Origin of the sequence: Rhodococcus baikonurensis, from assembly GCF_040489275.1 — a bacterium.
In the GTDB taxonomy this organism is placed as follows: Bacteria; Actinomycetota; Actinomycetes; order Mycobacteriales; family Mycobacteriaceae; genus Rhodococcus_F; species Rhodococcus_F baikonurensis.
Genome location: NZ_JBEUOQ010000006.1, coordinates 40,657 through 52,356 on the forward strand (window position 1 = coordinate 40,657; position 11,700 = coordinate 52,356).

Below are 11,700 nucleotides of genomic sequence, written 5' to 3' on the forward strand. Positions count from 1 at the left end.
TCGATCATGGCTGAATTTGTGACTCTCGAAGTTTCCGAAGGCATCGGCACCATCCGTCTGGCGCGCCCGCCCATGAACGCGCTGAACCGTCAGGTCCAGGACGAGTTGGCTGCTGCTGCGCACGCCGCGACCGTCGACAAGGCAGTCAAGGCAGTCATCGTCTACGGCGGCGAGAAGGTTTTTGCTGCCGGCGCCGACGTCAAGGAAATGGCCGAGATGGACTACGGCCAGATCCGTGACGCGATCGGCGGCATGCAGGCAGGACTCGGCGCCGTGGCGTCCATCCCGAAGCCGACCGTCGCCGCGATCACCGGATACGCACTCGGTGGCGGTCTCGAAGTTGCACTGTCGGCCGATCGCCGGATCGTCGGAGACAACGCCAAGCTCGGAGTTCCGGAGATTCTGCTCGGAATCATTCCCGGTGGCGGCGGAACGCAGCGCCTCGCTCGGCTGATCGGTCCGGCCAAGGCCAAGGATCTGGTCTTCAGCGGCCGTTTCGTCGGGGCCGACGAGGCGTTGGCCATCGGTTTGGTCGACGAGGTCGTCGCTCCCGACGACGTCTACACCGCGGCCCGGACATGGGCCTCGCAGTTTGTCGGGGGAGCGTCACGCGCGTTGGCTGCTGCCAAGGCAGCCATCGACGAAGGTCTGAACACCGACCTGGAATCCGGCCTCAAGATCGAGCAGCATCTGTTCGCCGGATTGTTCGCGACCAAGGATCAGACGATCGGCATGGAGTCGTTCATCGCCAACGGTCCGGGCAAGGCCGAGTTCACGGGCGAGTAGGCTCCCCTAAACTAGAACTTGTTCATCTCTTACCAGCGAGTAGGATAGCCGCCATGACAGCCAGCCCGAATGACGACGCAACCGTCACGCCGCCCGCCGCTACCGACACCTCGGTAGTCGACCCCGCGCCGCGGCCGCACGCCACGGCCGAAGAGGTCGAGGCCGCTCGTAAGGACACCAAGCTCGCTCAGGTGCTCTACCACGACTGGGAAGCCGAAACCTACGACGACAAGTGGTCCATCTCGTACGACGAGCGCTGCATCGACTACGCACGTGGTCGTTTCGACGCCGTCGCGGGCGACCAGCCGCTCCCGTACGAGCGCGCCCTCGAACTGGGTTGCGGCACCGGATTCTTCCTCCTGAACCTGATGCAGGGTGGAGTCGCCAAGACCGGTTCGGTCACCGACCTCTCGCCCGGCATGGTCAAGGTCGCACTGCGCAATGCCGAAAGCCTCGGCCTTCCGGTCGACGGCCGTGTTGCCGACGCCGAGACCATTCCGTACGAGGACAACACCTTCGACCTGGTGGTCGGCCACGCCGTGCTGCACCACATCCCGGACGTGGAGAAGTCGCTGCGCGAGGTCCTCCGTGTTCTCAAGCCCGGCGGTCGTTTCGTCTTCGCCGGTGAGCCCACGACTGTCGGCAACTTCTATGCCCGCTGGCTCGGCCGCGCGACGTGGGAAGCAACCACACGCGTGACCAAGCTGCCGTTCCTGGCAGATTGGCGTCGCCCGCAGGAAGAGCTCGACGAGTCTTCTCGCGCAGCAGCTCTCGAGGCTGTCGTCGACATCCACACGTTCGACCCCACGGACCTCGAGAACATGGCGAAGTCCGCCGGCGCCGATCAGGTCCACGCTGCCACCGAGGAATTCGCCGCGGCGCTGCTCGGCTGGCCGGTCCGTACCTTCGAGGCGGCTGTTCCGCCGGAGAAGCTCGGTTGGGGCTGGGGGCGTTTCGCTTTCGGTGGTTGGAAGACGCTCAGCTGGGTCGACGAGAAGGTGCTCCGCCACGTCGTTCCTCGCGGATTCTTCTACAACGTCATGATCACCGGCGTGAAGCCCGGCAACTGAATTGGGTTATGACTTCACCCTCGGCGACGTCGACTATCTCGGAAGTGATTCCGGCGTAGCTGCCTTGGCCGAGGTGGATCAGCTCGAACTGTCCACGCGTACGCGTCTGGCCGACATCGGCCGGGCGCGTACGCGTTTCGGTGATCACATGCCTGCGCTCGTGGACACTGTCCTGCTTCGACGCAAAGCCGCTGCGAAACTGCCCGGCAGTGATCAGTGGCTGTTCACGGACGACGCGATGCAGCAGGCCACTCCCGGCGTCGTGGCGGCGCACCGCGCGCAGCGTCTGATCGGGCGCGACGTCCACGACGTGACGTGCTCGATCGGCGCCGAACTGCACGCCTTGACCGGAGTTGCGCATCGCGTGATCGGCAGCGACATCGATTCCGTTCGGCTGGCGATGGCGCATCGCAATGTACCGAGCGCAGCGTTGTTGCGTGCCGACGCACTCCGCCCGACGACACGCGAGACCGTCGTACTGGCGGACCCGGCGCGGCGATCGGGCGGTCGTCGCACTCACGATCCCGCAGCCCTGATGCCGCCGCTACCGGACCTCATCGAGGTGTACTCCGGCCGTGATCTCGCCGTGAAGTGCGCTCCCGGACTCGATTTCGACAACCTCGGCTGGGCCGGCGAAGTCGAGGTCGTCTCGCTCGACGGCGGAGTCAAGGAAGCCTGCCTGTGGTCGACGGGACTGGCCGAGTCCGGCGTCACGCGTCGAGCTTCGGTGCTTCGCTCCGACGGGAGCGGGTGGGCGATCACCGACGCCGAGGACGACGTTATTCCGGAGCGGGCTCCGGGGGAGTGGATCATCGACCCGGACGGAGCGGTAGTGCGCGCAGGCCTGGTGCGCCACTACGCGGCCAGACACGGCCTGTGGCAGCTCGATCCGCGGATCGCCTATCTGACCGGCGACAGCGTCCCTGAGGGAGTTCGAGGATTCCGGATCCTCGAGCAGATCAAGTACTCGGAGAAACTGCTCAAACAGACGCTGTCCAAGAGGGACTGCGGTGTGGCCGAAATTTTGGTGCGAGGAGTCGACGTCGATCCGGCAGTGCTGCGTCCACGGCTCAAGCTCAAGGGCTCGCTTGCGCTGAGCGTCGTGATCGTGCGGATCGGACGATCGGCGTCGGCCTTCATCTGTGAGGCGTCCCGCTAGCTCACTTGAAGACGAACAGCTCACCGATTGCGCTGGGCGTCAACACTTCACCCTTCGGACCGATGGAGGTGCCGACGGTGAAGCCGACCGCTCCGGGCAGCGTGTCCTGATCCATCGTCTCACCGGTCTCGGTGTCGAAGGTGATCAGGCTCAGTCCGTTCTCACCCTCGCGGACGACGGTGTAGCCGGTGTTGCCGGCGGTCTGCGCCGGAACGCCCAATTGCAGAAGGTCTTTGCGTTCCCAGGCGAGTTCGGCGTGATCTCCCTCGTCGCGCACGGCAAGGAGGTGACCCTTGTCGCCGCCGGCGGGGATGATCAAACCGTCGTCGGACGTCGAGGCACTACCGGCCGAGTTGAAGCCGATGTCGTAACTCCATCTGGTGTCACCGGTTTCGGCGTCCACCGCCCACAGCGACCCGTTGTTGTCGGTGGCGTACACGGTCTTGCCGTCCTTCGACAGGTCCGGGCTCGACGCCGTCCCACCGGGAAGCGCGTCGGTGGACCACTCGCGGGTGATGGACGGATTGTCACCGCCCGTGTACTTCATGGCGACCAGATCGGCTGCCTGAGAACTGGGTCCGTAGAAGGTGAAGTAGAACTTGCCGGTGCCCAGGTCGACTGCCGGCGTATTGGCCACCGGGCAGCCGGCGGTACCGAGGAAGCACTCGTTCAAACCCTTGTTGTCGGGAATGAGTTCTGCATTCGAGCCCTGGTCGATCGACGGCGGCGGAATCAGGTCGAACGACGGAAGAACCTTTGCGCCGGTCTGCGGGTTGAGCACGTTGATCTGACCCAGTTGGGTGATGAACAACAGGTTTCCGTCGCCGGTGAACTGCGACGAGAGGGGAGTGCCCACAACGAGCGTGCGCCAACGCAATTGACCCGTTTCGGTGAAGGACATCATCGCGCCGCTCTCGCCGACGTAGACATTGGTGGCCGTGTCGACGACGGGCGTCGAGGCGACTACTCCGTCGTTGAGTCGAGCGCACCACTTCTTGCGACCCGAATCCATCTGGAAAGAAAAGAGATTGCAGCCGTTCTCGGTGCGGGCGGTGACGAAACTCTGGCCGTTCGCGGCCACCGACGCGTACGCGGCAACCGGACCGCCGAGGGGGCGTGACCATGCGAACTCGACATCGCGTGAACCGGTGACCGGGCTCGTGTCGCTGTTGCGGGCGTCGGCGTGCATGGCCGGCCAACCCGCCGACGCGTACCGGTCCACCCGTCCGTCGTCGCTGCCGCAACCGGCGATCAGGACCGCAACGATCGCCGTCGACACCATCACGGACGACCGTAGGACCCGCCGCATCACAATCTCCCTGCCTTCACTTCGTCAAGAGCCTTCGGTAACTGCACAAGCCCGGAGCAGAGACTATCCCGACCGGGGCGACGTGACGGGGCACACCCCGAGGGTCGGTGAGTCGGCCCCACGTAGGCTGAACACTCATGACGAGCATGTGGGGCGCACCGTTGCGCACTCGATGGCGGGGATCACGCCGCAACGACAGCGATCAGGCCAAGTTCTTGACCGTCGATTCCCTCAAATGGGTTCTGGCGAACAAGGCGTACACACCCTGGTACCTGGTGCGGTACTACCGTCTCGCCAAGTTCAAGATGGCCAACCCGCACGTGATCCTGCGCGGCATGGTGTTCCTCGGCAAGAACGTCGAAATCCATTCCACCCCCGATCTGTCCCGCCTCGAGATCGGGCGCTGGGTACACATCGGCGACGGCAACGCGATCCGTTGCCACGAAGGTTCGCTGCGCATCGGCGACAAGGTCGTCTTCGGCAAGGACAACGTCGTCAACACCTATCTCGACATCGAAATCGGTGCGTCGACGCTCGTAGCCGACTGGTGCTACATCTGCGACTTCGACCACCGCATGGACGACATCAACACACCGATCAAGGACCAGGGCATCGTCAAGGGCCCCGTCCGTATCGGCCCGGACACCTGGGTGGCAGCGAAGGTCACCGTGCTGCGAAATACCCGCGTCGGACGCGGTTGTGTTCTCGGTGCGCACGCCGTCGTCAAGGGAGACATCCCGGATTACAGCATCGCCGTCGGCTCGCCCGCAAAGGCGGTCAAGAACCGCAAGTCCGATTGGGAAGCCGGCGCTGCCGATCGTGCGAAGTACATCGCGGCACTCGAGGACATCGCACGCAAGAAGGCTGCTGCGGACGCTGCCGACGCGTCGTCGACGCCTTAGCTCACGTTCTGACAGAACCAGCGATTACTTTCGGCGCCGCCACCGGTCTGTATCGGTATCGGCGCCGAAAGTCTGCGCCGGTGAAAGGAGTGCCGACATGAGCGAACAGACACCCGAATGGGTCGTGGCGCAGCGCCGCGAACTGGTGGGATTTCTCGAAGGCCTGAGCACGGAGCAGTGGAACGCGCCGACCCTGTGCGACGGGTGGCGGGTCCGCGAAGTGATCGCGCACATCACCATGCCCTACCGATACTCGGCGCCGCGATTCGTCGTGGAAATGGTCAAGTCACGCGGAAACTTCAACAAGATGTCGAATCGGCGAGCGCTCGCCGACGCGTCGGAAGTCGGTGAGCAACAATTGCTTGCCTCGCTTCGCGACAACGTTGCACACCCGTGGAAGCCGCCGGGTGGTGGCTTCGAGGGTGCACTCTCGCACGACGTGATCCACGGTCAGGACATTCGCGTGGCACTCGGCGACGATTACGTGGTGCCAGAAGACCGGCTCACTCGCGTGCTCAGCGGACTCTCGCCCAAAACCGTGAAGTATTTCGGGACGGACCTCGACGGCGCTCGGTTGCGCGCCGACGACCGAGACTGGACGTACGGCGCCGGCGCCGAGGTCCACGGAGCGGCGCAGGATCTGCTGCTGGTGCTGTGCGGCCGGATGTTGCCACCCGGCCATCTGCTCGGGGACGCGAGTTCTCGCTTCACCGCGCCACTCCCGATCCGCTGAGATCAGCGCTTCAGCGGCCGGGTAGCGGACGCTCGGGGATCTGCGGACGAGCCAACGGCTGCCGCACCCGACGCTTTGCGCCCGCGTAGACGTGAGCAGTCTCCTCGGCGACCTGATGCCAGTCGAAGTCCGATGTCAGGCGTGCGCGGGCGGCCACTGCCCGTTCCTGCGCCCCGGCGGGATCGTCGAGAACCTCGCGGACAGCCGAGGTGAGCCCGGCGATGTCGCCCGGTTGGAAGGACATCCCCGTCACCCCGTCGACGACGGCTTCGCCCAGTCCGCCTGCGGTGGACGTGATCAGCGGAGTGCCGGCTGCCGCCGCTTCGAGGGCGATGATCCCGAAGGGCTCGTAGCGGGACGGCAGGACGATGGCGTCCGCTCCGTGCAGCCAGCTGAGCAGTTCGGTGTGATCGAGGTTGCCGAGAAAGTCCACTGCCCGCGCGACGCGATGAGTCCGCGCCTGTTGGTAGAGCCAGGTGAACTGGGTGCCTTCGCCCGCGATCGCGAGGGTCGTGCCGGGGTGGCTACGACGGATTCGGGGGAGAGCCGCGATGGCGTCCTGCACGCCCTTCTCGTATTCCAGGCGGCCGACGAAGAGGAGTTTCGGCGGTCCGGACCGCGGTCCACGTTCGCGAAAGTTCCACGTGGTCACGTCGATTCCGTTGCGGATGACGGTGATCGGCGGAAGCGTCGGGCCGTATAGCTCGGTCACTTCTTCCTGCATGGACGCCGAACAGGTTATGAGAGAGTCGGATTCGTTTGCCAGCCACCACTCGACGGAGTGGACCTGACGGTTGATGCGTCCGGAGATCCAGCCGCTGTGGCGACCCGCCTCGGTGGCGTGAAGTGTGGAAACCAGTGGGACGTCATAGAATTCGGCCAGGGCGATAGCCGGATGTGCGACCAGCCAGTCGTGCGCGTGTACGACGTCCGGCTGCCAGCCCTCGCCCACTCCCGGCTTGTGCAGCGCCATCCCGGCGCGGACCATCGCGTGACCCATCGCGAGGGTCCACGCGAGCATGTCCTCACCGAAGACGAAGTGAGCGGGGTCCTCGGCCACCGCGACGACAAGGACGCCTTCGGAGATGTGCGTGACCGTCGGGTGCGTGGACGCATCGGTGCCGGACGGTCGCCGTGAGAGGACCACAACCTCGTGGCCTGCAGCCGCAAGCTCGGTGGCGAGATGGTGGACGTGGCGACCGAGCCCGCCCACGACGACCGGTGGGTACTCCCACGAGACGATGAGAATCTTCACGACGCACTCCCGTTCGCCAGTTCTGTGTCGGGCAGACGGCGTGCATCCAGACCTGGGAACAATCCGTCGGCACGATTCCAGCCTTCGGCAAGGCGCTCGGCGACGGTGTCACGGCCGGAAACCACCGCTTCGGAGATTTCCCTGGTCGCGTGGGCGTGCTTGTGTGCGCGTTCGCGGGCGTACCCCGCGGCCGAATCCTTGCTCACCATGAATGCCCAATCGCTCGAAACTGTCATCAGTGTCTCGCGAAGTACCTGATCGTTGACGCGGTTTCGCAGTTCCGGGCGGCCGGGAGCGTTGTCGCGTCCGCGAGACTTGTCCACGGTGGTGAGGGCAGTCTCGACTACTTCGGAGTTCAGTTGCACGAGGTCGGACACCTGATCGCCGGCCCACACGCGCCAGTCCTTGCCCGATCCCCAGGACGAATCCTCGAGTTGAACGGGTTCGCCGACGTATCCCGATGCCCTGGCGTCCGCGAGGGTCCCGACGCGAATTCCGGCCTCGGGGAGCGCGCGCAGGAGCTTTTCGAGCCACTGCGGACCTTCGTGCCACCAGTGCCCGAACAGTTCCGTGTCGAAAGCCGCGACCACGAGGGCGTCGCGGCCGATACGGGCGGATTCACTGCGCAGACGCGCCCGAACGGTTTCGACGAAGTCGGCAACATGCTTGTCGACGGCGGCGGCAGCGAGTTCGGGGTCGTACGGCAACTTGTCGGCGGAGTCGACGGTCCGTCCGGTGACCCGCGACGGCTTGAGGCCCGTCTCGTGGTCGTAGGTGTGGAAGTCGCGGTAAGCAGCGTGACCCGGGTATCCGGATTTCGGGGACCAGACGCGGTAGCTGACCTGCAGGTCGCGGCCGAAGGCAACCACGTCGGATTCACGAACCGGGCGGCCGAGGGACGTGTCGCCGCGCAAGGCGGGACCGTCGACCATGAAGTGGGTGACGCCCGCTTCGGCGTACCCGCGCTCCATACCCGGTGTGTACCCGCACTCGGGTCCCCAGATCCCGGTCGGAGTGTGGCTCCACCGGGCATGCGCGTCGGCGAGACCCTCGCGGAGAGAGAAGGCCCGCAAGCGAGGATCGAGCAGGGGTTGGAACGGGTGGGCCAGCGGCCCGCCGAGAAGCTCGAAGGCCTCGCGATCGATGAGGTCCCGGAACACCGGGGAAGCGCCGTGCTGCCAGTGAGTCTCGAAATCCTCCAGAGCGGCGGCTGACGCCCGGTGTTCGCGCGCGCCGAGTTCGCGGTGCGCCGCGTCCGGCATCCCGGCGGCTTCGTGGGCACGGATCTGCCAGTTGCCGAGCCAGTGATGCATCCCGGCGAGGCAGTGGGGATCGTCCAACTGAGCCGCGAGCACCGGCGTGATTCCCAGTGTCAGCAGGTGCGATCGGCCCTCGTCGGCCAGGCGTCGAAGCGCGGCGGCAAGCGGAATGTACGACGCAGCCCAGGACTGGTAGATCCATTCCTCGCCGACGGGCCATCTGCCGTGGTTGGCGAGCCACGGCAGATGGGAGTGCAGAACCAGGGCGAACATCCCCGGTTCGGTGACGGGTGTTGCGTTACTCACTCGCCGGTTTCCTTCACAGCGGTGTCCTTCACGGCGGTGTCCTTCACGGCGATGGCGACGAGGTCGAGGCTGTCGTCGATGTCGGGTTCGCTGATGCTGAAGTCGTCGACGGTGATGCCCTCGACGTCGCGGGTGAGATCGTCCGGCCAGGGCTCGCCGGCCAACGCGCGGTCGATCTGCGCGTTGATGAACGATCCGCCGTGCTTCGCGTCGAGTTCCTTCAGACGCGAACCGTGGTGGACGCCGGTCATCAACTGAACGCGGAATCCGGCGTCTTCGAGCAATTCGGTCATTTCGGCGGCGTTGAGCTCACGAGTGTGGAAGGGGTTGAGCGGCGTGTCGCGGCCGGGGGAGAACGTGATCCGGTTGGGGGTACTGATGAGAAGTTCACCGCCGGGAGCGAGAACGCGGAAGCACTCGCGCAGGAACTGACCCTGATCCCACAGGTGCTCGATCACCTGGAAATTGACGACGACGTCAACCGAGTTGTCGGCCAGTGGAAGCTCGGCGAGATTGCCGTGGAGCATCTCGACGCGAGGGTAGCGCGCACGGACGTGTTCGACCGCGGAGATGTCGTAGTCCAGGCCCGTAACCTTCGTTGCGACGTCCGCAATCATGTTGGCGCCGTAGCCTTCTCCGGAGCCGGCCTCGAGAACTCGGCGGTCCGTGCAGCGCTCCAGAAGTGCGCGGTACACCACTTCGTGGCGCCGGAACCAGTAGTTCTCCTCGGGGATTCCTGGCACGGTTCGTTCGCCCGTCAAGGGCAGGGGTGCGTCCTCGTGGTTGCTGACACTCGTTTCACTCACCCGTGCGAGATTAGTGCCATCCGAGTAGAACGTGTTCGCCGTGGTCCAGATCACTGCTGTCAATTCCTGTTCGTGCCGTTATGGTGGACGAGGTTCCACGTTAAGTTACCCACCGGTAACTTAACGTGGGGTAATCTAACGCACAGCCGACGTGAACCGAGAAATCCGCCCGTGGGGAGACCTGTCGGACTCTCTTTTCGGACGCTCGGACTGCGCGAGCACCACAGACGATTTATCAGGTGAATTACACACAGGAGGTCGACGAAGACCCATGACGAATATCGTTGTTTTGATCAAGCAGGTCCCCGACACATGGTCCGAGCGCAAGCTGACCGACGGCGACTACACGCTTGACCGTGAAGCCGCCGACGCAGTCCTCGACGAGATCAACGAGCGCTCCGTCGAAGAAGCACTCCTCATCAAGGAAGCTCAGGGCGGTGAGGTAACGGTGCTGTCCGCAGGTCCCGACCGCGCCACCGACGCTATCCGCAAGGCTCTGTCGATGGGCGCCGACAAGGCCGTCCACATCAACGACCCGGCACTGCACGGCTCCGACGCGATCCAGACCGCATGGACGCTCGCTGCTGCTCTCGGACAGATCACCTTCGAGAACGACGAGCCTGCAGACCTGATCATCGCCGGCAACGAGGCCACCGACGGCCGCGTCGGCGCTGTTCCGGCCATCATCGCCGAGTACCTGGGCATCCCGCAGCTCACGCAGCTGCGCAAGGTCGTCGTCGCCGACGGCAAGATCACCGGTGAGCGCGAGACCGACGAGGGCGTCTTCGGCCTCGAGGCTTCGCTGCCCGCGATCGTCTCGGTCACCGAGAAGATCAACGAGCCGCGCTTCCCGTCCTTCAAGGGCATCATGGCCGCGAAGAAGAAGGAAGTTCTCGTCTACACGCTGGCCGACCTCGGAGTCGATCCGGAGACCGTCGGTGTTGCGAACGCCGGCACCACCGTGACGTCCTCCACCCCGAAGCCCCCCCGTACCGCTGGTGAGCGCATCGTCGACGAGGGAGACGGTGGCACCAAGATTGCCGCTTACCTCGTCAGCAACAAGGTCATCTGACCGCGCCCTTCTAGACATCCAGCAGAAGAACTCAGGGAGAGTTAAGTCATGGCAGAAGTACTTGTGCTCGTAGAGCACGCAGAGGGTGCGCTGAAGAAGGTCAGCACCGAACTCATCACCGCTGCACGCGCACTCGGTGAGCCGTCGGCAGTTGTCGCCGGCCCCGCGGGTACCGCAGCAAAGCTCGCCGACGCTCTGGCAGCAGCCGGCGCCGAGAAGATCTACGTCGCCGAGTCCGACGACATCGACGGCTACCTCGTCACCCCCAAGGTCGACGTTCTCGCCGCTCTGGTCGAGTCCACCAACCCGGCAGCGGTCATCACCGCGGCCGGCACCGAGGGCAAAGAGGTTGCCGGTCGTCTGGCCGCACGTCTGGGCTCCGGACTGCTGACCGACGTCATCGAGATCAAGGCTGACGGCACCGGCGTCCACTCCATCTTCGGTGGCGCGTTCACCGTCGAGGCCAAGGCCAACGGCGACGTTCCCGTCTACTCGGTTCGCCCGGGTGCAGTCGAGGCTGCTCCGCAGGCCGGCGCAGGCGAGCAGATCACCGTCGAGGTTCCGGCTCAGGACGAGAGTGCCGTCAAGGTCACCTCGCGTGAGCCCATCGTCGGCGGCGACCGCCCCGAGCTCACCGAGGCCTCGGTTGTCGTCTCCGGTGGACGTGGCGTCGGCAGCGCGGACAAGTTCTCCGTCGTCGAAGAGCTGGCCGATTCCCTCGGCGCTGCAGTCGGTGCTTCGCGTGCCGCTGTGGACTCGGGTTACTACCCCGGACAGTTCCAGGTCGGTCAGACCGGTAAGACGGTCTCGCCGCAGCTGTACATCGCGCTCGGCATTTCCGGTGCCATCCAGCACCGTGCCGGCATGCAGACGTCCAAGACCATCGTCGCGGTCAACAAGGACGAAGAGGCACCCATCTTCGAGATCGCCGACTTCGGCATCGTGGGCGACCTGTTCAACGTCGCACCGCAGCTCACCGAAGCTGTGAAGTCCCACAAGGGCTAAAAAGCACAAACTGCTGTGCGCCTTTATCAACCCCCCGC

The 11,700-nt window shown here is 65.0% G+C and carries 11 protein-coding genes; 7 read left to right on the forward strand and 4 right to left on the reverse strand.

Translation table 11 applies throughout. From position 1 onward, the window contains the following. Window positions 1–6: 6 nt before the first annotated feature. Genes ABWI03_RS15710 through ABWI03_RS15720 form a run of 3 tightly spaced genes read left to right on the forward strand, consistent with a single transcriptional unit; the run spans window position 7 to window position 3,015 of the window. Window positions 7–786: an enoyl-CoA hydratase/isomerase family protein gene (locus tag ABWI03_RS15710; protein ID WP_095969182.1), complete on the forward strand. Its 780-nt coding sequence runs from the start codon at window positions 7–9 to the stop codon at window positions 784–786. A 53-nt stretch (window positions 787–839) separates the two neighbouring features. Beyond that, window positions 840–1,856, forward strand: a complete 1,017-nt coding sequence (locus ABWI03_RS15715) for a class I SAM-dependent methyltransferase (protein ID WP_003944733.1) — start codon at window positions 840–842, stop codon at window positions 1,854–1,856. Between the two features lies 1 nt (window position 1,857). Beyond that, window positions 1,858–3,015, forward strand: a complete 1,158-nt coding sequence (locus ABWI03_RS15720; protein ID WP_298780436.1) for a THUMP-like domain-containing protein — start codon at window positions 1,858–1,860, stop codon at window positions 3,013–3,015. 1 nt (window position 3,016) lies between these two features. On the opposite strand, the gene ABWI03_RS15725 is transcribed toward ABWI03_RS15720, so the two are convergent. After that, complete coding sequence (locus tag ABWI03_RS15725; RefSeq protein ID WP_298780433.1) at window positions 3,017–4,324, reverse strand: outer membrane protein assembly factor BamB family protein; 1,308 nt, start codon at window positions 4,322–4,324, stop codon at window positions 3,017–3,019. 137 nt (window positions 4,325–4,461) lie between these two features. Here ABWI03_RS15725 and ABWI03_RS15730 point away from each other — a divergent pair, with 137 nt between their 5' ends. Then, complete coding sequence (locus ABWI03_RS15730) at window positions 4,462–5,226, forward strand: acyltransferase (protein WP_095969185.1); 765 nt, start codon at window positions 4,462–4,464, stop codon at window positions 5,224–5,226. 97 nt (window positions 5,227–5,323) lie between these two features. Next, window positions 5,324–5,959 carry a maleylpyruvate isomerase family mycothiol-dependent enzyme gene (locus tag ABWI03_RS15735; protein WP_095969186.1) on the forward strand — a complete coding sequence of 212 codons (636 nt, stop codon included), beginning with the start codon at window positions 5,324–5,326 and terminating at the stop codon, window positions 5,957–5,959. A 10-nt stretch (window positions 5,960–5,969) separates the two neighbouring features. Here ABWI03_RS15735 and ABWI03_RS15740 read toward each other — a convergent pair whose 3' ends face one another. Genes ABWI03_RS15740 through ABWI03_RS15750 form a run of 3 tightly spaced genes read right to left on the reverse strand, consistent with a single transcriptional unit; the run spans window position 5,970 to window position 9,585 of the window. Continuing rightward, window positions 5,970–7,214, reverse strand: coding sequence for a glycosyltransferase family 4 protein (locus tag ABWI03_RS15740; protein ID WP_020907242.1), 1,245 nt, complete (start codon window positions 7,212–7,214; stop codon window positions 5,970–5,972). Next, window positions 7,211–8,746: a 1,4-alpha-glucan branching protein domain-containing protein gene (locus tag ABWI03_RS15745; protein ID WP_298780571.1), complete on the reverse strand. Its 1,536-nt coding sequence runs from the start codon at window positions 8,744–8,746 to the stop codon at window positions 7,211–7,213. Before ABWI03_RS15745 ends, ABWI03_RS15740 begins: the two co-directional genes overlap by 4 nt. A 29-nt stretch (window positions 8,747–8,775) precedes the next feature. After that, entirely contained in the window at window positions 8,776–9,585 is an 810-nt protein-coding gene (locus tag ABWI03_RS15750) for a class I SAM-dependent methyltransferase (protein WP_298780427.1), read from the reverse strand. Between the two features lie 271 nt (window positions 9,586–9,856). On the opposite strand from ABWI03_RS15750, the gene ABWI03_RS15755 reads away from it, so the two are divergent. Beyond that, window positions 9,857–10,657 carry an electron transfer flavoprotein subunit beta/FixA family protein gene (locus ABWI03_RS15755; protein WP_003944754.1) on the forward strand — a complete coding sequence of 267 codons (801 nt, stop codon included), beginning with the start codon at window positions 9,857–9,859 and terminating at the stop codon, window positions 10,655–10,657. A 48-nt stretch (window positions 10,658–10,705) separates the two neighbouring features. Further along, entirely contained in the window at window positions 10,706–11,662 is a 957-nt protein-coding gene (locus tag ABWI03_RS15760) for an electron transfer flavoprotein subunit alpha/FixB family protein (protein WP_296555255.1), read from the forward strand. The last annotated feature ends 38 nt before the right edge of the window (window positions 11,663–11,700 follow it).

Coding starts and splice junctions, on each gene's coding strand:
- ABWI03_RS15710 (WP_095969182.1), top strand. CDS start 7: ATGGCTGAATTTGTGACTCTCGAAGTTTCCGAAGGCATCGGCACCATC.
- ABWI03_RS15715 (WP_003944733.1), top strand. CDS start 840: ATGACAGCCAGCCCGAATGACGACGCAACCGTCACGCCGCCCGCCGCT.
- ABWI03_RS15725 (WP_298780433.1), bottom strand. CDS start 4,324: ATGCGGCGGGTCCTACGGTCGTCCGTGATGGTGTCGACGGCGATCGTT.
- ABWI03_RS15730 (WP_095969185.1), top strand. CDS start 4,462: ATGACGAGCATGTGGGGCGCACCGTTGCGCACTCGATGGCGGGGATCA.
- ABWI03_RS15735 (WP_095969186.1), top strand. CDS start 5,324: ATGAGCGAACAGACACCCGAATGGGTCGTGGCGCAGCGCCGCGAACTG.
- ABWI03_RS15745 (WP_298780571.1), bottom strand. CDS start 8,746: ATGTTCGCCCTGGTTCTGCACTCCCATCTGCCGTGGCTCGCCAACCAC.
- ABWI03_RS15755 (WP_003944754.1), top strand. CDS start 9,857: ATGACGAATATCGTTGTTTTGATCAAGCAGGTCCCCGACACATGGTCC.
- ABWI03_RS15760 (WP_296555255.1), top strand. CDS start 10,706: ATGGCAGAAGTACTTGTGCTCGTAGAGCACGCAGAGGGTGCGCTGAAG.